Raw genomic sequence first — 19298 nt, forward strand, 5'->3', positions numbered from 1 at the left:
GGGGAATTGAGCGATCCCCTGAGCGCTTATGCGCGACTTGCGGACGCCTCCTTCTCCACACCCTCACAACGTGTTCGCAGGTGATTCGAATGACCCGCATTCGGCCCGGACAAGGGGACATGTCATCGGAGTCGCCACACGACCCGATGACCGGATTCGTCCGGGGCGATCCCGACAAGAAGGGCGAGAACGGGGGCCGACGCAGCGCCTGTTCAGCTGTGCCGCCCCTCACGCCGGCCGCATGCGCACCTTGCCGAATCCGGGGTACTCGAACGCGATAAACAGGAATGACGTCGGGCGTTTTACGGATTCCCGAGGACAACGCTAGGGTGCCTGAGATGTTCCACGCTGCCTCGTCCCCCGCAAGCGCAGCGAGCTCCCCGATCGCCTCCCCGCGTCCCCGCCGGGAGGGCCAGTGACGAACTCGCAGCGACCGTACGGCAACAGCAGGACGCCGCTCCCTCCGGCGCAGACACCGGCGGACGGAGTGCCGGCCCCGCGCACCGGGGCCCCGGAGGACTCCCGGACCGCACCGGGCGGCAGACAGCGCGACGCCTTCTTCGACAACGCCAAGTACCTGGCGATCGTGCTGGTGGCCGTCGGCCACGCCTGGGGGCAGATCCTGGACGACGGGGCGGTCGAGACCGTCTACCGGGTCGTGTACACGTTCCACATGCCGGCGTTCATCCTCATCTCCGGCTACTTCTCCCGCGGTTTCGACCTGCGCCCCCGGCACGTCCAGCGGCTGGTCACCGGGGTCGTCGTCCCCTACGTGGTCTTCGAGACCGCGTACTCCCTCTTCGCGCGCTACGCCAACGACGAGCCGGAGCGCGGCGTCACGCTGCTGGACCCCACCTACCACCTGTGGTTCCTGTGCGCGCTGTTCGTGTGGCGGCTGACCACGCCGGTGTGGAGGACGATCCGGCACCCGCTGCCGGTCTCGCTGGTCCTCGCCGCGCTGGGCTCGGTGTCCCCGCGGATCGGCGACGACCTGGAGCTGCAGCGGGTGCTGCAGTTCCTCCCCTTCTTCGTGCTGGGCCTCACCCTGCGGCCCGAGCACTTCCGGATGGTCAAGCGCCGTTCGGTGCGCCTGCTGTCCGTGCCGGTGTTCGCCGCGGTGACGGCCGCGGCCTGGTGGACGACGCCGGACCTGCGGCTCGGCTGGCTGTACCACAGCGACGCCGCCCAGGAGCTGGGCGCCGCCTGGTGGGCCGGGCCGCTCATGGTGACCGCCACGCTCGGCTGCTCGCTGGTGACGACCGTCTGCTTCCTCGCCTGGGTGCCGCGCCGCCGCATGTGGTTCACGGCCCTCGGCGCGGGCACGGTCTACGGCTATCTGCTGCACGCCTTCCTGGTGCGGGCGGGCAACTACACGGACTTCTACGACCAGCCCGCGCTGCGCGAGCCGCTCGGTGTGCTGGGCCTCACCCTCTTCGCGGCCGCCGCGGTGACGCTGATGTGCACCCGGCCGGTGCGGCGGGCGCTGCGGTGCGTGGTGGAGCCGCGCATGGACTGGGCGTTCCGGCGGGACGCGAGCGCGGTGGCCCTGGTCCAAGAGCGGCCCCGGCCCGCCGAGGTGCGCGCGCCCGGCGAGAAGGTCTCCGTCTAGGTCAGGCCGAGGAGGGCGCGCATCCGCGCGTACTTGGCGGTCAGCCGGGTGCGGGTGGCGTCGTCGAGGACGGCGAGGCGGGCCGGGTCGGCGTTGTGCGCCAGGTCCGCCTCCTTCACCAGCAGCGCGCCCGGGGTGGCCAGGACGCGGGCCGCGTAGTCCTCGGGCGGCTCGCCGGACCGCTTGGTCACGGCGCGCACGATGTCCTTGGTGCGCCGGGTGAGCGCCGCCCCCTCCAGCCACGCGTGGCTGAGCCTGTCGTCCTCCACGGCGTCGTGCAGCCAGGCCGCCGCGATCTGCTCGTCGTCGCCGCCGCGCCGCCGGACGCCCTCGGCGACCGCCCGGAGGTGTTCGGCGTAGGGGCGGCCCGCCTTGTCGGTCTGGCCGGCGTGCGCGGCGCGGGCGGTGGCCTCCACCTCGGCCAGGTCCATGATCGGTGTCCGGTTCACGCCTCCAGTGTGCCCGGCGCCGCTCAGCGGGCGGCGGCCGCGGTGGGGCCCTCGCGGCAGATCAGCAGCAGCGCCCGGTCGTCGTTGACGTCCTTGGCGACGGCCTCGATGAGGTGCCAGGCCGCGCCGTGGAAGCCTCCGGCGACATAGCGGTCGGCCTCGCCGGTGAGCCGGTCGATGCCCTCGACCATGTCCCGGTCGGAGGTCTCCACCAGGCCGTCCGTGAAGAGCATCAGCACGTCGCCGGGGCGCAGCGAGCCCTTCACCGGGTCGAACTGGGCGCCGTCGTACACGCCCAGCAGGGGGCCGTCGGCCGCCTTCTCCTCCCAGCGGCCGCTGCCCGCGCTGAGCTGGAGGCCCGGCGGGTGTCCTGCGGAGTAGAGCTCGTAGTCGCCGGAGTCCAGGTCGAGGACGAGGTGGATGGAGGTGGCGAACCCCTCGTCCCAGTCCTGGCGGAGGAGATAGCCGTTGGCGGCGGGCAGGAAGTCGTGCGGGGGCAGACTGCCGAGCAGCCCGCCGAAGGCGCCGGACAGCAGCAGGGCGCGCGAGCCGGCGTCCATGCCCTTGCCGGAGACGTCGGTGAGGACGACCTCCAGGGTGCGTCCGCCGTTGGTGCGGGCCGCCACCACGAAGTCGCCGGAGAAGGACTGGCCGCCCGCCGGGCGCAGCGCCATCTCCCGGTGCCAGCCCGTGGGCAGCTTGGGCAGTTTGCTCTGCACCCGGATGCGTTCGCGCAGGTCGAACAGCATGGTGCCGCCGCGCCGCCAGGGCACGCCGACCCGGCTGCGGAACTGCGCGACGAGCAGGCCGAAGAAGCCGCAGGCCGCGACGACCAGGACCACGCCGGGGGTGACCCGGGCCACGCCCTCGGTGTACGGGCCGAGTCGGACGGCTTCCACGATCAGCGCGGTGGCCGCCGCCGCGTACAGCCCGAGCAGGCTGGCCGGGCGCAGCAGCAGGCCGCCCGCGACGATCGGGACGCACAGGGCGGCCGGCGCGCACCACACGGAGTTGGCGAGGGTGCCGGCGGTGATCAGCGGGACGGTGAGGAGCAGCCCGACGAGCGCTATCCAGTCGGAGCCGTCGCCGCGGAACCAGTCGACGGCGGCCCGACGCACGCCGACGCGGACCCGGTGCCACTGCTTCTTCACCCGGGCCGTGAACGTCTCGGCCGCCGCGCGCCGCTCTCGTCCTGCTGCCATCAGTTCGGGACCCTATCCATCCAACCGGCCGCTTGGCACGGGAGGTCCAGCTTGTCCCCTCGGACGGGGACCGCACTCACAGTGAACTTCACGCGGGGGCGTCCTGGGACCGGGGCGGCGGAAATTGCCTCGCCCGGATCGCGGACCCCTGGTAGGCATGCCTCCATGACGAACGATCGGACGGGCCGCGCGCCCGAGCTCCGGGTCCTGCGGCCGGACGAGTGGGAGACGATGTACGGGAACCTCGTCCGTGCCTTCGGCGGTGTGCCGGAGTCGGACGAGGAGCGGGAACTGTGGCGGTCCCTCACCGAGTTCGAGCGTTCGCTGGCCGCCTGGGACGGTGACCGGTGCGTGGGGACCGCGGGCGCCTTCTCGTTCCGGCTGACGGTGCCCGGCGGGGCCTCGGTGCCGGCCGCGGGCGTCACCATGGTGAGCGTGGCGGCCACGCACCGGCGGCGCGGGGTGCTGACGTCGATGATGCGGCGTCAGCTGGACGACGTCCGCTCCTGGGGCGAGCCGCTGGCGGTGCTCACGGCGTCGGAGCCGGCCATCTACGGCCGGTTCGGCTACGGAGCGGCCACCTTCCAGCTGGACGCGGAGATCGACACCGTGCGCGCGGGTCTGACGGTCCCGGACGGCACGGATGACGTGCACGTGCGGTACGCGGAGCCCGCCGAGGCGCTGGACGTCTGCGAGGGGATCTACGCCCGGCTGGTGCCCGGCCGGGCCGGGATGCTGGCGCGGCGGCCCGGCTGGGAGCGGGTCGGGCTGCTCGACCCGGCGGGCGAGCGGGGCGGTGCGTCGCCGCTGCAGTGCGTGGTCGCCGAACGCGACGGGGAGAGCGTCGGGTACGCGCGGTTCCGGGTGAAGCCGTCCTGGGGTCCGGGCGGTCACGAGGGCCAGGTGGTGCTGAGCGCCCTGGAGGCGCTGGACCCGGCGGCGGGCGCGGCGCTGTGGCGGTTCCTGTTCGAGATCGACCTGACGTCGTCGCTGGTGGCGCGGGGCCGACCGGTCGACGAGGGCTGGCAGTACCTGGTGTCGGACATACGGCGCTGCCGTCCGGCCCGCCGGGACGCGCTGTACGTGCGGCTGGTGGAGGCCGGAGCGGCGCTGGCGGCGCGCGCGTACCGGGCCCCGGTGGACGTGGTGCTGGAGGTGGAGGACGCCTTCTGCCCGTGGAACGCGGGGCGCTGGCGGCTGAGCGGGGACGCCAAGGGGGCGTCCTGCGAGCGCACCCGGGACGCGGCCGACCTCGCCCTGTCCGTGCGGGAGCTGGGCGCCGCCTACCTGGGCGGGGTGAGCCTGACCGCGCTGGCGGCGGCCGGACGGGTGCGCGAGCTGCGGGGCGGCGCGCTGGCCGAGGCGGCCCTCGCCTTCGGCAGCGACCCGGCGCCGTGGCTGCCGCACGGCTTCTGACCCGGGGCGGCCCGCCGGGCGGCGTCCGGGGTCAGGGGCGCTGGCAACCCGGGCACCAGAAGAGGTTGCGGGCGGCGAGACCGGCGGTGCGGATCTCGCCGCCACAGATGTGGCAGGGCCGGTTCGCCCGGCGGTAGACGTACACCTCGCCGCCGTGGTCGTCGACGCGGGGCGGGCGGCCCATGGCCTCGGGGGTGTGTTCGGGGCGGACGGTGTCGATGCGGTTGGTGCGGACGCCCTCCCGCATCAGTGCGACCAGGTCGTCCCAGATCGCGTCCCACTGCTCCCGGGTGATGTCCTTGCCGGCCCGGTAGGGGTCGATGCCGTGCCGGAAGAGCACCTCGGCGCGGTAGACGTTGCCCACGCCGGCGATGACCTTCTGGTCCATGAGGAGCGCGGCGATCGTGGTGCGGCTGCGGCTGATCCTGCGGTACGCGCGCCCGGGGTCGGCGTCGGGCCGGAGCGGGTCCGGGCCGAGCCGGTCGTGCACCGCCCGTTTCTCGGGTTCCGTGATCAGGGCGCAGGTGGTGGGTCCGCGCAGGTCGACGTACGCGCCGGCGCCGGCCAGGCGCAGCCGCACGGTGTCGGTGGGGGGCGGCGCCGGGGCGGGGCCGAAGGCGACCTTGCCGAAGAGGCCGAGGTGGATGTGCACCCACTCGGGGTGTCCGGGGTCGCCGAAGCCCAGGAAGAGGTGCTTGCCGTGGGCGTCGGTGGTGCGCAGCGGGGTGCGGTCGAGGAGGGCCGCGGCGTCGCTGAACTTGCCCTGGGGGCTGGTGACGCGCAGGGGCGTGTCCGCCGGGAAGGCCTTGGCGTAGTCCTCGGCCAGCCGGTGGATGGTGTGTCCCTCGGGCACGGTCCCCCCTCGCTCGCTTCGCTGCCTGCTGTCCTTACCGCTGCGGGTGGTGCGCCGGGATCGGGGGGAGGTCGCCGGTGGTCTCGTAGGAGGAGAGCATGTCGATCCGGCGGATGTGGCGCTCGTCGCCCGAGAACGGGGTGCCGAGGAAGATCTCGACGAACTTGGTCGCCTCTTCCTGTGTGTGCATGCGCGCGCCCACGGCCACCACGTTGGCGTCGTTGTGCTCGCGGCCCAGGGCGGCGGTCTGCTCGCTCCACGCGAGGGCGGCCCGTACGCCCTTGACCTTGTTGGCGGCGATCTGCTCGCCGTTGCCGGAGCCGCCGATCACGATGCCGAGGGAGCCGGGGTCCGCGGCGGTCCGCTCCGCGGCGCGGAGGCAGAACGGCGGGTAGTCGTCCTGGGCGTCGTAGAGGTGCGGGCCGCAGTCGACGGGCTCGTGTCCCGCCTCCTTGAGCCACTCGACGAGGTGGTTCTTCAGTTCGTAGCCCGCATGGTCGGAGCCGAGATACACGCGCATGCGTCGAGTGTGACACGGCCGGTGCGGGGGGGAGGCGCAGGGTGGGGCGCGCGAGAAGCGTGAGCCGCGGACGGCGGGCCGCGGGGCCGCCGCCCCGGACTGGACCGGGACGGGGTGCGGGCGGGCCCGGCCCCGCCCCTGAGGCGACGGAAGGGCCCGGCGGGCGCCTTCGCAGCGCCCGCCGGGCCCTTCGGCGTGCGAGGGGGTCGTCAGCGCTTGTCGACGAGCTTCCAGGCGGTGGGCAGCAGGCCCATCGCGAGCGCCGCCTTGAGCGCGTCACCGATGAGGAACGGGGTCAGGCCGGCCGCGATCGCGGCGGAGGCGGACATCCCGGTGGCCAGGGCCAGGTACGGCACGCCGACGGCGTAGATGACCGCCGAGCCGAGCAGCATGGTGCCGGCCGTGCGCCAGGCGGAGCGGTCGGCGCCGCGGCGGGCGAGGGCGCCCACGACGACGGCCGCCAGCAGCATGCCGAGGACGTAGCCGAAGGAGGGCATGCCCGTCCCGGACCTGCCCTCCGCGAACCACGGCACGCCCGCCATGCCCACCAGCGCGTACACGGCGAGGGAGGCGAAGCCGCGGCGGGCGCCGAGGGTGGTGCCGACGAGCAGCGCCGCGAAGGTCTGGCCGGTCACCGGCACCGGGGAGCCGGGCACGGGCACCGCGATCTGGGCGGCGAGACCGGTGAGCGCGGCGCCGCCGAACACGAGGGCCGCGTCCCGGACGCGGGAGGCGGGGACGAGGTCGGCGAGGACCTGTCCGGGCCGGGCGGTGGTGACGGTGGCGGTGCTCATGGGGACTCCCGGAGTGAGGGCAAGGGGAACACGGCGACGCTATACCGGGGCCCTCGTGCCGATCACCGGCAGCGCTCGACAAAGGCACGAACGGGGAGTTGGTGGGCTCCGGACAAAGGACGGGGGCCACACCTCGCGGGAGGTGACACCGGTCACTGAGGTGACGTGGTGTCGCCGACACGGCCCGGCGCGGCGGCGGCTGTGGGGATCCGCCAACGGGGGCGGGGGCGTCCTGCCCGCCGGCCATGGTCCGGGCGGCGGGCGGCGTCACGGTCCGGCCGCCCGGCCGTCGCGCGACGACCACCCCGCAGTGAGCGGACTGTGACCCTCCGCTTGGCTGCCGTCCATATGCTGGGCGACCGCCCCGTGACCGTCGGGCGGCTGCCCAGACTGGGGGCGTTTTTGTCGTCTCCCCCTCTTGGACGAGCCGCACCCATGCCCCCCACCACGGTCGAGACGCCTCCGGACACCGAGAGCGTCTCCCTCTCGCACGGCCTCAAACAGCGCCACCTGTCGATGATCGCCCTCGGCGGGGTGATCGGCGCCGGACTGTTCGTCGGTTCCGGCGCGGGCATCGCCGCCGCCGGCCCCTCCATCGTGATCGCCTACGCCCTCTCCGGCCTGCTGGTCATGCTGGTGATGCGGATGCTGGGCGAGATGTCGGCCGCGTATCCCTCCTCCGGGTCCTTCTCCTCCCACGCCGAGCGGGCCATCGGGCCCTGGGCCGGGTTCACCGCGGGCTGGGCGTTCTGGGTGCTGCTGTGCACCGCGGTCGGCCTGGAGGGCATCGGCGCCGCGCAGATCGTCAGCGGCTGGCTGCCGGGCACGCCCGAGTGGGCCTGGGTGGCGCTGTTCATGGTGGTGTTCTGCGGGACCAACCTCGCCGCGGTGAAGAACTTCGGCGAGTTCGAGTTCTGGTTCGCCGCCCTCAAGGTCGGCGCGATCACCCTGTTCCTCGTCCTCGGCGTGCTGGCGCTCGCCGGTGTGCTGCCCGGCACCGACTCGCCGGGCGGCTCGAACCTCACCGAGCTGCTGCCCAACGGCGCCGAGGGCCTGGTCATCGGCCTGCTCGCGTCCGTCTTCGCGTACGGCGGCCTGGAGACCGTGACCATCGCGGCCGCCGAGTCGCAGGACCCGGTCCGGGGCGTGGCGCGCGCGGTGCGCACCGCGATGTGGCGGATCGCCCTGTTCTACGTCGGCTCGATGGCCGTCATCGTCGCCCTCGTCCCCTGGGACTCCCCCGAGGTGGTGGAGGACGGCCCCTACGTCGCCGCCCTCGACCGGCTCGGCATTCCCGGCGCCGGCCAGGTGATGGACGTGGTCGTGCTGGTGGCGCTGCTGTCCGCGATGAACGCCAACATCTACGGCGCCTCCCGCATCGCCTACTCGCTGGTGGAGCGCGGCCAGGGCCCGAAGCGGCTGGGCCGCGTGTCGGGCGGGGTGCCGCGCGTGGCCGTGCTGGCCTCCTCGGTCTTCGGCTTCCTGTGCGTGCTGCTGAGCTACTGGCGGCCGGACGACGTCTTCGCCTGGCTGCTGAACATGATCGGCGCGGTGATCCTGGTCGTCTGGGTCTTCATCGCCGTCTCCCAGCTCCGGCTGCGCCGCCGCCTGGAGCGTGCGGCGCCGGAGCGGCTGACCGTGCGGATGTGGGCGTTCCCGTGGCTGACCTGGGTGGCGCTGGCCGGCATGGCGACGGTCTTCGTGCTCATGGCCCGGGAGCCGGACACGCGGGTGCAGCTGTACTCGACGGGCGCGATGACGCTGGTGCTCGCGGCGACCGGATACGCCTGGCAGCGGACGCGCGAGCGCCGCTGACGGGCTTTTGCCGACGGCCCCCGCGTGGACACGCGGGGGCCGTTCCCCGTGCGCCCTCCAGCTCACGGAGACCGCTTTCCGCTGGTAGCGTGCAGTTGCAAAAGAGTCGCAACAAGCGTTCGCCTCGTGACCGTCTTCTCACCTCACCCGGCGGGCGCGCATGCGGAAGCCCCCGCGAGGACAGGACGCGCGGGGGCTTCCGGTGTGCGGCATTCCGGGTCATCGTGGCTCAATGGCGACACAGAGGACGATGACCGAGTACTGCTGGACCTGCGGCAGCGACCAGCAACACCGCCGGCTGGACGAGAAGGAGGCGGACTGGCTCAAGAAGCGGCTCGGCCGCAACGGGGTGGGCGAGTTCCGGCTCTGCGTGAACGTCCTGGACCCCGACACCGGGAAGCAGTGCCGCAACCTGCGCACGGGCTTCGACAAAAAGCCGTTCGCCGAGCCGATCAAGGCACCCGTACTGGACTGACGTCCGTCACAGGTTGCTGAAGTCCGGCCCCTTCGTGCGGGTGCGCTTGATCTCGTAGAAGCCCGGGACGGAGGCCACCGCCAGGGTGCCGTCCCACAGCCGGACGGCCTCCTCGCCCTGCGGGGTGGGCGTGACGACCGGGCCGAAGAAGGCGATCTCCTCGCCGTCGGGGCCGGGGACCGCGATCACCGGGGTGCCGACCTCCTGGCCCACCTTGTCGATGCCCTCCTTGTGGGAGGCGCGCAGCTGGGGCTCGTACGGGGTGGAGTCCCAGTGCTCCATGAGCGACTCGGGCAGGCCGACGTCCTTCAGCGCCGCGGCGACCGTCTCCTTGCCCGGACCCTCGCCCTGGTTGTGGATGCGGGTGCCGAGCGCGGTGTAGAGGTCGCCGAGCACCTGCGGGCCGTGCTCCTCCTGCGCCGCGATGACCACCCGGACCGGGCCCCAGGCCTTCACCTCGAGCATCTCGCGGTACTCGGCGGACAACTCGTCCAGCTTGTCCTCGTTGAGGACCGCGAGGCTCATCAGGTGCCAGCGGACGTCCAGGTCCCGCTGCTTCTGCACCTCCAGCACCCACCGGGAGGTCATCCAGGCCCAGGGGCACAGCGGGTCGAACCAGAAGTCGACAGGCGTGGCGGGCGTGGCGGAAGGCTTGTCCGACATGTCGCTCCTCGTGAAGACGGTGTTTCCCCGTGGCAACGCCGGGGCTCGCCCCGGCCATTCCCGGCTGCCCCGCGTCAGGGGCGCATGGCAGGATCGGTGCTGTCCATCCGTGTCGACGACGCATGAGGAGTCCGCCCGTGCCCGGTGAGAACCTGACCCGTGACGAGGCCCGGGAGCGGGCAGCGCTGCTGTCCGTCGACGGGTACGAGGTGTCCCTGGACCTGCGGTCCGCGGTCGGCGCGCACGGCGGCGACGGCCCGCGCACCTTCCGGTCGGTCACCACCGTGCGGTTCCGGTGCGCCGAGCCGGGGGCGAGCAGCTTCGCCGACCTGATCGCGCCGAGCGTGACGGCGGTGTCCCTGAACGGGCGGGACCTCGACCCCGGCCAGGTCTTCGACGGCAGCCGGATCCTGCTGGAGGACCTGGCCGCCGACAACGAGCTGGTCGTGGACGCGCGGTGCGCCTACTCCCGCACCGGTGAGGGCATGCACCGCTTCGTCGACCCCGAGGACGGCGAGGTGTACCTGTACACCCAGTACGAGCCGGCCGACGCCCGCCGGGTCTTCGCGGGCTTCGAGCAGCCGGACCTGAAGGCCCCGTACCGCTTCGAGGTGCGGGCCCCCGAGGGCTGGACGGTGTGGAGCAACGGCGCGGGCGAACTGGCCGACGGCGTCTGGCGGTTCGCGGAGACCAAGCCGATCTCGACGTACATCACGTGTGTCGTCGCGGGTCCGTACCACTACGTGACCGACCGCTACGAGCGGGTCCTCGCGGACGGCACCCGGCTGGAGATCCCGCTCGGCGCGATGTGCCGCAAGGGGCTCGCCCCGCACTTCGACGCCGACGACGTCTTCCTGGTCACCAAGCAGGGCCTGGACTTCTTCCACGACCACTTCGACTACCCGTACCCGTTCGGCAAGTACGACCAGGCGTTCGTGCCGGAGTACAACCTGGGCGCGATGGAGAACCCGGGGATGGTGACCTTCCGCGAGGAGTTCATCTTCCGCGGCAAGGTGACGCGGGCCTCCTACGAGGGCCGGGCCAACGTGATCCTGCACGAGATGGCCCACATGTGGTTCGGCGACCTGGTCACCATGGAGTGGTGGGACGACCTGTGGCTGAAGGAGTCCTTCGCCGACTTCATGGGCGCCTTCTCGCTCGTCGGCGCGACCCGCTTCACCGACGGCTGGATCACCTTCGCCAACCGCCGCAAGGCGTGGGCGTACCGCGCGGACCAGCTCCCCTCCACGCACCCGATCACCGCGGACATCCGCGACCTGCAGGACGCCAAGCTCAACTTCGACGGCATCACCTACGCCAAGGGCGCCTCCGTGCTCAAGCAGCTCGTGGCGTACGCCGGCCAGGACGCGTTCCTCGAGGGCGCCCGGCGCTACTTCAAGCGGCACGCCTACGGCAACACCCGGCTCGGCGACCTGCTGTCGGTGCTGGAGGAGACCAGCGGGCGGGACATGGCCGCGTGGTCGCGGGCGTGGCTGGAGACCGCCGGGGTCAACTCCCTCACCCCGCAGGTGCTGCTGCGCGCGGACGGCACGGTCGACGAGCTGGCCGTCGTGCAGGAGGCCGCCGAGTCACATCCCGAACTGCGCCCGCACCGGGTCGCGGTGGGCCTGTACCGGCGCACGGGGACGGGCGCCCTGGAGCGGTACGCGCAGGCCGAGACGGACGTCGAGGGGCCGCGCACGGTCGTGGCGGAGCTGGCGGGCGCGGACGCGCCGGAACTGGTGCTGGTCAACGACGACGACCTGACGTACTGCAAGACCCGCTTCGACGACACCTCGCTGGCCACGCTGCGGGAGGCCCTGGGCGACCTCACCGACCCGCTGGCCCGCGCGCTGTGCTGGTCGGCGCTGTGGAACATGACGCGCGACGCGCTGCTGCCGGCCCGGGACTTCATCGAGCTGGTGCTGCGGTTCGCGGGCCGGGAGACCGACATCGGCGTGCTGCAGATGCTGCACGCCTGGGCGGAGTCGGCGGCCGTGCACTACACCGCGCCCGAGCGGCGCGAGCAGGCCGGACGGCGGCTCGCCGAGGGCGCGGCGGAGCAGCTCCGGGCGGCCGGCGAGGGCAGCGAGCAGCAGCTCGCGTGGGCGCGGTTCTTCGCCCACGTGGCGTGCGCTCCCGCCGACTTCGAGCTGCTGGCCTCGCTGCTGGACGGCACGGTGACGCTGCCCGGCCTGGAGGTGGACCAGGAGCTGCGCTGGGCGTTCCTGGAGCCGCTGGCCGCGCACGGGGCGGCCGACGAGAAGCGGTTGGACGAGGAGCTGGCCCGGGACGACACCGCCTCCGGCCGGCGTCACCACGTCCGCTGCCTGGCGGCCCGCCCGTCGGAGGCGGTCAAGGCGCGGTGCTGGGCGCAGGTCGTGGAGTCGGACGCGCTGTCCAACGCGCTGGTGGAGGCGACGATCGCGGGCTTCGCCCGGCCGTCCCAGCGGGAACTGCTCGCGCCGTACGCGGAGAAGTACTTCGCGGTGATCGAGCGGGTGTGGACGGAGCGGTCCATCCAGATCGGCATGGACGTGGTCCGCGGCCTGTTCCCGTCCTACGAGGACTCCCGGGCCACCCTGGACGCGACGGACGCCTGGCTCACCGCCCACGAGAACGCGGCCCCGGCCCTGCGCCGCCTGGTCCTGGAGGCCCGCGACGACCTGGCCCGCGCCCTGCGCGGCCAGGCGTGCGACGCGGCGGCGGGCTGACGCCCGCGGTTCTTGCCGAGGGCTGCGGGACCGTGCGGTCCCGCAGCCCTCGGCACCCCCTCCGGGAAGCCCCCGGGTTCCCCGGAGGGACTCCGTGCAACCGCCGTTACCGAACGCGGGCATTCAGCCCGTAACCCGGCACGCTCACCCGAACGGACCAGGGGGTTTCGGTATCCGAACAGGCGTCCTTTAGTGCGGGCTTGTCCGGGTTCGTCGACGAGCCTGTAACAAGGGTTCGGAAGGCGTCGGAAGGCGGGAAATTGCCCGTCATGAACCACAACACCCCCCTCTCCCCGCGCCCCCTGCACCACCTCGCCACCGGCACCGGACGCCGCGTGCTGACCCACACGCAGCTCAGGGCGCACGGAGTCTCCGCCGCGAAGGCCGGTGAGCAGTGCCGTCCGGGCGGCCCCTGGCAGCAGTTGCTGCCCGGTGTCGTCCTGCTGCACCCGGGGCCGCCGACCAGCGAGGAGCGGCTGCACGCGGTGCTGCTGTACGCGGTGCGGGAGCGGACCGTGAGCGTGCCCGCGCAGCCGGGCGGGGCCGAGCCGCCCGCCTCCCCCTACGGCGAGGCGATGATCACCGGACTGGCCGCGCTGACCCTGCACGGTTTCACGTCCGCTCCCCCGCTGTCGGCCCAGGAGACCTTCGACGTACTGGTGCCGCGGCTGCGCCGGCTGCGGTCGACGGGCTGCGCCCGGATCGTGCGCGCCGCCGCGCTGCCGGTCCCGGAGCAGGTGACGGGCCTGCCGGTGGCCCCGGTCCCGCGGGCGCTGGCCGACGCGGTGGCGGGCCTGAAGGACGCGGTCGTGGTGCGCCGGCTGCTGACGGAGGCGGTGCGCGGCAGGCACTGCGAGCCGGCGGCGGTGGTGCGGGAGCTGACCGCGGCGAAGCTGCTGAACCGGCCGCACGTGGTGGACGCGGTGGACTCGCTGCTGGCCGAGGGGCGGGCGCTCGCGGAGGCACGCCTGTACCGGATGGTCCACGAGTACGGCCTGCCGGACCCGTGCTGGAACGTGGACCTGCGGCTGCCCGGCGGCCCGCACCTGGGCGGTGTGGACGCGTACTGGCCGGACCAGGCGGTGGCGGTGGAACTGGACACCCGCGCGCCCCGGCCGGGCGGGCGGCCCGAGGACGACGCCGAGTGGACGGAGCACGCCCGCAAGCGCGAGCACCTGGAGCGCCTGGGCGTCACGGTCGTCCACGTCACGCCGCGCAAGCTGCGGGACGCGGCGGAGCAGCAGGCGGCGGTGGTCCGCACGGCCCTGATGGCGTCGGCGGACCGTGATCCGGCGGCGTACGTCGTCGTGCTGCCCCGGTAGTGCGGCGGCACGGCGCGACGGGCGGGGGCGGCGGGGCCGCCGGGGACGGGACCGTGCCCCGGCGGCCCGCCTCACGTCAGTCTCCGCAGTACTCCGCGTCGATCACCGCCTCGGAACCCCTGACCCAGTCGCCGTTGAGGTTGAACGCCAGGGAGTGGCGGCCGTTGCGCGTCGTGACGGCCTCGGAGACGGAGCCGTGGATGCCGCCGCCGTGGCCCCAGACGGTCACCCCGCAGCTCAGCTCGGTGCTCATCAGCCCCAGCCCGTAGCCGCGTACGGCGTCCACGGGCACCGTGTCGGTCATCTTGTTCAGCTGCGCCTCGGGCAGCAGCCGCCCGCCGAGCAGGGCGCGGTAGAAGCGGTTGAGGTCCTTGGAGTCGGAGATCATCTCGCCCGCCGAGGTGGCGATGGACGGGTTGAGACGGGTGACGTCGTGGACGGGCCCGCTGCCGTCCCGCGTCAGCTTGCCGTAGGCCCGGCTGTGGGGTCCGGGCACGCCGGTGCGGGTGCCGGGGACCGAGGTGGCGGTCAGGCGCAGCGGCGCGAGGACGCGGCGGCGCACCTCCTCGCCGTAGGGGCGGCCGGTGGCCTTCTCGATCACCATGCCGGCCAGCACGTAGTTGGTGTTGGAGTAGTTCCACCCGGCGCCGGGCGCGAAGTACGGCTTGTGGGACGTCGCGATGCGCACCAGTGCCTCGGGGGCGAGGGTGTCGTAGCGGTGTTCGAAGAAGCCCTCCTTGAGGAGGTAGGTGCGGGCGAAGTCCTCGTCGGCCGTGTACTCGAAGACACCGCTGGTGTGGTTGAGCAGCTGCCGGAGGGTGATCCGGGTGCCGTCGTGGCCGTTGCCGGTGACCAGGCCGGGCAGCCAGAAGTCGACGGTGTCGTCCAGCGACAGCGTCCCCTCGGCCTCCAGCTGCAGCAGCACCGTCGCCACGAAGGTCTTGGTGATGCTGCCGACCCGGTAGCGGTCGTGCGGGGAGCGCGGGCGTTCCGTGCGCAGGTTCCCCACTCCGGCGGTGGTCGTCCAGGCGCCCCGCCGGTCCTCCGCCCACAGCGTCACCCCGGGCGCCCCGCCCTCCACCACGGCCCGCACGGCCCGGGCGGTCGCACGGTGGTCGCCGGTGTCCCCCGAGCGGTCCGCGCCGGGTCCCGCCGCCGCCGCGGGGGCCGCCAGGGCCGCCGAGAGGGCCACCGCCACCGCTGCCGCCGCCGTCGTCCGCATCCGTTTCCGCATGTTCGTGCCTCCCCTGTTCGTCACACGTGGTCGCGGGGAGGGACCGTGCCGGGGCCGGCGGAGTTGCCACCGGTCGCGACGGTTGACCGGCTTTCGGCCGTTCCCCGCGGACGCGCGGGACCTACCCCGGACCGGGCTCCAGGTGTCCCGTCGCCGGCCGCTCCCGCCACAGCCGCAGGGCGGTGTCGACCAGGCCGACGCGGACCAGGCCGGGTACGGCGTCGAGGGGCTGCCAGGCGGCGAGTTCGGTGGAGCCGCCGATCTCGTGGCGCAGCTCCCCGCCCGCGACGCGGCTCTCGTAGACCAGCCGTAGGCCCTGGTGGTCGACCGGGCGGCGGAGGCGGCCGGGCAGGGTGCGGCGGCTGGAGTCGATCCCGAGGAATCCGGTGACCTCCACGAGGTAGCCGGTCTCCTCCTCCAGCTCGCGCCGCACGGTGTCGTAGGGGTCCTCGCCGTGCTCCATGCCACCGCCCGGCAGCACCCACTCGGGGACGCCGCCCGGGCCGGGCGACCGGGCGAGCAGGATCTGTCCGTCGCGCACCACCACGGCGTAGGCCGCCACCCTCAACGTCCGTCGCATCGCCGGACGGTACCCCGGGCCGCCGGAACCGCGCAGGGGAGTATTCGGGCGGGTCCGCACTGTGGACACCCACCCTGCATGAGCATGACGGACTTGTCCGCTTCAGGCGCGATCTCCCCATACGGGCACCGGGGGTTTTCCCCACACCTCCGACGGCCTTCCGGCCAACCCTCGCCAAACATCGACCCTTTACGCGAAGCTCATCGATCATCCGGTAGCGCATTCCGGACCCCAGCGACCAGGAACGCTCACTCCCTGGCCGCTCCCGATCGTTCGCTCCTTGCAAGGGATGCCGATGACCAACTCCCCGCAGCGCTCCCCCATATCGGGCACCAGACGCGCGGCCCGCATCGCCGTGGCCGCCGGTCTCGTCGCCGCGCTCTCCGCGGCCGGGCCGGTCCCGCTGGCCCTCGCCGCCGGCGGCCCGGCCGCCGCACCGGCCGACGCGGACGTGAAGTCCGCGCACGACAAACTCGGTTCGCACGACGCGGAACTGCTCGCCGAGGCCAAGGCCGAGGGCGCCGAGCACGTCACGATGATGATCGCGACGGCCCCCGGGAAGACCGCTCAGGTCGCCGAGAAGATCGAGGCGGTCAAGGGCGCCTCGGTCGGCCGCTCCGACGACGCGCTCGGCTACGTCCGCGCCACCGTGCCCACCGGCAAGGCGGACGCGACCATCGCCGCCGCCGCCAAGCTCTCCTCCGTGCACGGCGTCGACCTGCGCGACGAGATCCCGCTCGACGACCCGACCCCGGCCGCCGACACCACCAAGGCCGCCAAGGGCAAGGGCAAGAGCGCCAAGAGCTACCCCGCCCCGGACCGGAGGACGCCCGCGAAGAACCCGTACAACCCGTCCTTCGAGACGGGCGCCGTGGACTTCGTGAAGAAGAACCCGAAGGCGGACGGCCGCGGCGTCACCATCGGCATCCTCGACTCGGGGGTGGACCTCGGCCACCCCGCGCTGCAGCGGACCACCACCGGCGAGCGCAAGATCGTCGACTGGGTGACGGCGACCGACCCGGTCGTGGACGGCGACCAGACCTGGCGTCCCATGGTCACCGCGGTCTCCGGCCCGGTCTTCACCTACGGCGGCGCCACCTGGAAGGCCCCCCAGGGCAGCTACCAGATCAACCTCTTCCGGGAGTCGTACACCACGGGCGGCGACGCGGGCGGCGACGCCAACCGCGACGGCGACACCACCGACGTCTGGGGCGTGCTGTACGACCCGGCCGCGGGCACGGTGCGCGTCGACCTGAACAACAACCAGGACTTCTCCGACGACACCCCGATGAAGCCGTACAAGGACGGCTTCCAGATCGGGTACTTCGGCACCGACGACCCGAAGACCGACGTCGTCGAGCGCCAGCCGTTCGTGGTGGAGATCCGCGAGGACGTCCCGATGGACCCCTACGGCGGCGACTGGATCGGCCGGCAGGCCGACTTCGTCAACATCGGCGTCATCGAGGGCTCGCACGGCTCGCACGTGGCCGGCATCACCGCCGCCAACGGCCTGTTCGGCGGCCGGATGAACGGCGCCGCGCCCGGCGCCAAGCTCGTCTCCTCCCGCGCCTGCACCTGGTCCGGCGGCTGCACCAACGTCGCCCTGACCGAGGGCATGATCGACCTCGTCACCGAGCGCGGCGTCGACATCGTCAACATGTCCATCGGCGGCCTGCCGGCGCTGAACGACGGCAACAACGCCCGCGCCGAGCTGTACAACCGGCTGATCGACGAGTACGGCGTCCAGCTCGTGATCTCCGCGGGCAACTCCGGCCCCGGCGCCAACACCATCGGCGACCCCGCCCTGGCCGACAAGGTCATCTCGGTCGGCGCGTCCGTCTCCAAGGAGACCTGGGCCGCCAACTACGGCTCCGAGGTGCGCACCAAGTACGCGATGATGCCGTTCTCCTCGCGCGGCCCGCGTGAGGACGGCGGCTTCACGCCGACCCTGGTCGCCCCCGGCGCGGCGGTCAACACCATCCAGACGTGGTCCCCGGGCGCCCCGGTCGCCGAGGCCGGCTACGACCTCCCGGCCGGCTACGGCATGCTCCAGGGCACCTCGATGGCCTCCCCGCAGGCCGCCGGCGCCTCCGCGCTGCTGCTGTCCGCCGCGAAGCAGAAGCGCATCGAGCTCACCCCGGCGACGCTGCGCACCGCCCTCACCTCCACCGCCCGGCCCATCAAGGACGTGCAGGCCTACGAGCAGGGCGCCGGCCTCATCGACGTCGTGGACGCCTGGGACGCCATCCGCGACGGCGCCACCGCGCACGAGTACACGGTGAAGGCGCCGGTCGACACCGCGATCGACCAGTTCCTGAAGACCCCGGGCTTCGGCACGGGCCTGTACGACCGTGAGGGCGGCCTGAAGGCCGGCCAGAAGAAGACGTACGACATCACGATCACCCGTACGTCCGGCCCGGACCGCGCCGTCCGCCACGAGCTGGACCTGGCGAACAACGCGGACCGCACCTTCCGCATCGTCGGCGACCGCAGGGTCTCGCTGCCGCTGAACGAGCCGGTGACCGTCAAGGTCCAGGCCCAGTCCCGCTCGGCGGGCCTCAAGAGCGCGATCCTCGAGGTCGACGACCCGCGCACCGAGGGCGTGGACCGGCAGATCCTCACCACCGTGGTGGTCTCCGCCCCGCTGAACCACACCTTCTCGGCGAAGGGCACGGCCCAGCGCAACGACACCACCTCCTACTTCGTCACCGTGCCCGAGGGCGCGAAGACGCTGGAGGTCGCGCTGAGCGGGCTGAGGGCGACGAGCCAGACCCGGTTCATCTCCATCCACCCGTACGGCGTGCCGGCCGACCCGACGTCGACCGTCAACTGCTACCCGAACTACAGCAACCCGGCCAACACCTGCCGTCCCGACGTGCGGTCGTACGCGAACCCGCAGCCGGGCGTCTGGGAGATCGAGGTCGAGTCGCGCCGCACCTCGCCGCTGCTCGACAACCCGTACGAGCTGGACGTCGCGGTGCTCGGCGCGGCCTTCGACCCGGAGACCGTGACCGTCCCCGAGGCGAAGATCGGCACGCCGTCCGCCGTCTCCTGGACGGTGACCAACGAGGCCGCCGCGATCGACGGCACGCTGGCCGGCGGGCCGCTCGGCTCCTCCAAGACCGCCCGCCCGTCGATCGGCACGGGTGACGTCCACACCACCACGGTGGAGGTGCCCGAGGGCGCGTCGTCGCTGGACGTGTCCATCGGCAACGTCTCCGACACCGCCGCCGACCTGGACCTGGCCGTGTACGACGAGGCCGGCGTCCGGGTCGCGCAGTCCGCGGACGGCGACTCGGACGAGTCGGTGTCCCTCGCCTCCCCGAAGGCCGGCACGTACACCATTGAGGTGGACGGCTACTCGGTCCCGGCCGGCACGACGGAGTACGACTACCTGGACGTGTTCTTCTCCGCCACGCTCGGCACCGTCACCGTCGACGGTTCCGCGCCGGTGACGCTGGGCACCGGCGACTCGGCCACCGTCTCCGGCGAGGTCACCGTCGCCGCGGCGGCTCCCGAGGGACGCGCGTTCTTCGGCCGCGTGCAGCTGGTGAACGAGCGCGGCACGGTCGCGGGCGTCGGCAACGTGGCGATCGAGAAGGTCGTCCCGTAACCGGCCGGAGGCCATGAACAAGGCCACGAACAGGGGGCG

15 protein-coding genes are annotated in these 19298 nt (G+C 73.1%); 7 read left to right on the plus strand and 8 right to left on the minus strand.

The window, feature by feature from the left end; all coding sequences use genetic code 11:
• Positions 1-415: 415 nt before the first annotated feature.
• On the plus strand, positions 416-1609 hold the full coding sequence (locus tag ACWH4W_RS00855) for an acyltransferase family protein (protein WP_473073938.1): 1194 nt from the start codon (positions 416-418) through the stop codon (positions 1607-1609).
• Here the strand turns inward: ACWH4W_RS00855 and ACWH4W_RS00860 are convergent.
• Both ACWH4W_RS00860 and ACWH4W_RS00865 read right to left on the minus strand, forming a co-directional pair.
• Positions 1606-2040: an HD domain-containing protein gene (locus tag ACWH4W_RS00860; protein WP_473077379.1), complete on the minus strand. Its 435-nt coding sequence runs from the start codon at positions 2038-2040 to the stop codon at positions 1606-1608. The genes ACWH4W_RS00855 and ACWH4W_RS00860 overlap by 4 nt on opposite strands.
• Before the next feature lie 41 nt (positions 2041-2081).
• Positions 2082-3260: a PP2C family protein-serine/threonine phosphatase gene (locus tag ACWH4W_RS00865; protein ID WP_473073939.1), complete on the minus strand. Its 1179-nt coding sequence runs from the start codon at positions 3258-3260 to the stop codon at positions 2082-2084.
• A gap of 165 nt (positions 3261-3425) precedes the next feature.
• On the opposite strand from ACWH4W_RS00865, the gene ACWH4W_RS00870 reads away from it, so the two are divergent.
• Positions 3426-4676, plus strand: coding sequence for a GNAT family N-acetyltransferase (locus ACWH4W_RS00870; RefSeq protein WP_473073940.1), 1251 nt, complete (start codon positions 3426-3428; stop codon positions 4674-4676).
• 31 nt (positions 4677-4707) lie between these two features.
• On the opposite strand, the gene ACWH4W_RS00875 is transcribed toward ACWH4W_RS00870, so the two are convergent.
• The 3 genes from ACWH4W_RS00875 to ACWH4W_RS00885 all read right to left on the minus strand — a co-directional run bounded on the left by ACWH4W_RS00875 (position 4708) and on the right by ACWH4W_RS00885 (position 6843).
• On the minus strand, positions 4708-5529 hold the full coding sequence (locus ACWH4W_RS00875; RefSeq protein WP_473073941.1) for an Fpg/Nei family DNA glycosylase: 822 nt from the start codon (positions 5527-5529) through the stop codon (positions 4708-4710).
• A 34-nt stretch (positions 5530-5563) separates the two neighbouring features.
• Positions 5564-6049, minus strand: a complete 486-nt coding sequence (locus tag ACWH4W_RS00880) for a ribose-5-phosphate isomerase (protein ID WP_473073942.1) — start codon at positions 6047-6049, stop codon at positions 5564-5566.
• A 209-nt stretch (positions 6050-6258) separates the two neighbouring features.
• Complete coding sequence (locus ACWH4W_RS00885; protein ID WP_473073943.1) at positions 6259-6843, minus strand: biotin transporter BioY; 585 nt, start codon at positions 6841-6843, stop codon at positions 6259-6261.
• Positions 6844-7278: 435 nt separating this feature from the next.
• Here ACWH4W_RS00885 and ACWH4W_RS00890 point away from each other — a divergent pair, with 435 nt between their 5' ends.
• Together ACWH4W_RS00890 and ACWH4W_RS00895 are read left to right on the plus strand one after the other, a co-directional pair.
• A complete protein-coding gene (locus ACWH4W_RS00890) occupies positions 7279-8658 on the plus strand; it encodes an amino acid permease (protein ID WP_473073944.1) in 1380 nt (459 codons plus the stop codon).
• A 232-nt stretch (positions 8659-8890) separates the two neighbouring features.
• Positions 8891-9133: a hypothetical protein gene (locus ACWH4W_RS00895; protein WP_473073945.1), complete on the plus strand. Its 243-nt coding sequence runs from the start codon at positions 8891-8893 to the stop codon at positions 9131-9133.
• Between the two features lie 6 nt (positions 9134-9139).
• Here ACWH4W_RS00895 and ACWH4W_RS00900 read toward each other — a convergent pair whose 3' ends face one another.
• Positions 9140-9796, minus strand: a complete 657-nt coding sequence (locus ACWH4W_RS00900) for a mycothiol-dependent nitroreductase Rv2466c family protein (RefSeq protein ID WP_473073946.1) — start codon at positions 9794-9796, stop codon at positions 9140-9142.
• Between the two features lie 137 nt (positions 9797-9933).
• Here ACWH4W_RS00900 and pepN point away from each other — a divergent pair, with 137 nt between their 5' ends.
• On the plus strand, positions 9934-12510 hold the full coding sequence (pepN, locus tag ACWH4W_RS00905) for an aminopeptidase N (RefSeq protein WP_473073947.1): 2577 nt from the start codon (positions 9934-9936) through the stop codon (positions 12508-12510).
• Positions 12511-12779: 269 nt separating this feature from the next.
• Complete coding sequence (locus ACWH4W_RS00910) at positions 12780-13832, plus strand: hypothetical protein (RefSeq protein WP_473073948.1); 1053 nt, start codon at positions 12780-12782, stop codon at positions 13830-13832.
• A gap of 76 nt (positions 13833-13908) precedes the next feature.
• Here the strand turns inward: ACWH4W_RS00910 and ACWH4W_RS00915 are convergent, their stop codons facing one another.
• A complete protein-coding gene (locus tag ACWH4W_RS00915; protein ID WP_473073949.1) occupies positions 13909-15066 on the minus strand; it encodes a serine hydrolase domain-containing protein in 1158 nt (385 codons plus the stop codon).
• 121 nt (positions 15067-15187) lie between these two features.
• The gene (locus ACWH4W_RS00920) at positions 15188-15628 is read right to left on the minus strand and encodes an NUDIX hydrolase (RefSeq protein WP_473077380.1); all 441 of its coding nucleotides are present in this window, start codon (positions 15626-15628) and stop codon (positions 15188-15190) included.
• A gap of 313 nt (positions 15629-15941) precedes the next feature.
• Here ACWH4W_RS00920 and ACWH4W_RS00925 point away from each other — a divergent pair, with 313 nt between their 5' ends.
• Positions 15942-19259 carry a S8 family serine peptidase gene (locus tag ACWH4W_RS00925; RefSeq protein ID WP_473073950.1) on the plus strand — a complete coding sequence of 1106 codons (3318 nt, stop codon included), beginning with the start codon at positions 15942-15944 and terminating at the stop codon, positions 19257-19259.
• The last annotated feature ends 39 nt before the right edge of the window (positions 19260-19298 follow it).

Source organism: Streptomyces sp. DSM 120436 (genome assembly GCF_055778765.1).

What these genes read in the sequence shown, in the direction of transcription:
- ACWH4W_RS00880 (WP_473073942.1), bottom strand. Translation starts at nt 6,049, where the DNA reads ATGCGCGTGTATCTCGGCTCCGACCATGCGGGCTACGAACTGAAGAAC.
- ACWH4W_RS00925 (WP_473073950.1), top strand. Translation starts at nt 15,942, where the DNA reads ATGACCAACTCCCCGCAGCGCTCCCCCATATCGGGCACCAGACGCGCG.
- ACWH4W_RS00910 (WP_473073948.1), top strand. Translation starts at nt 12,780, where the DNA reads ATGAACCACAACACCCCCCTCTCCCCGCGCCCCCTGCACCACCTCGCC.
- ACWH4W_RS00870 (WP_473073940.1), top strand. Translation starts at nt 3,426, where the DNA reads ATGACGAACGATCGGACGGGCCGCGCGCCCGAGCTCCGGGTCCTGCGG.
- ACWH4W_RS00900 (WP_473073946.1), bottom strand. Translation starts at nt 9,796, where the DNA reads ATGTCGGACAAGCCTTCCGCCACGCCCGCCACGCCTGTCGACTTCTGG.
- ACWH4W_RS00895 (WP_473073945.1), top strand. Translation starts at nt 8,891, where the DNA reads ATGGCGACACAGAGGACGATGACCGAGTACTGCTGGACCTGCGGCAGC.
- ACWH4W_RS00915 (WP_473073949.1), bottom strand. Translation starts at nt 15,066, where the DNA reads ATGCGGAAACGGATGCGGACGACGGCGGCGGCAGCGGTGGCGGTGGCC.
- ACWH4W_RS00865 (WP_473073939.1), bottom strand. Translation starts at nt 3,260, where the DNA reads ATGGCAGCAGGACGAGAGCGGCGCGCGGCGGCCGAGACGTTCACGGCC.
- ACWH4W_RS00890 (WP_473073944.1), top strand. Translation starts at nt 7,279, where the DNA reads ATGCCCCCCACCACGGTCGAGACGCCTCCGGACACCGAGAGCGTCTCC.
- ACWH4W_RS00885 (WP_473073943.1), bottom strand. Translation starts at nt 6,843, where the DNA reads ATGAGCACCGCCACCGTCACCACCGCCCGGCCCGGACAGGTCCTCGCC.
- ACWH4W_RS00860 (WP_473077379.1), bottom strand. Translation starts at nt 2,040, where the DNA reads ATGGACCTGGCCGAGGTGGAGGCCACCGCCCGCGCCGCGCACGCCGGC.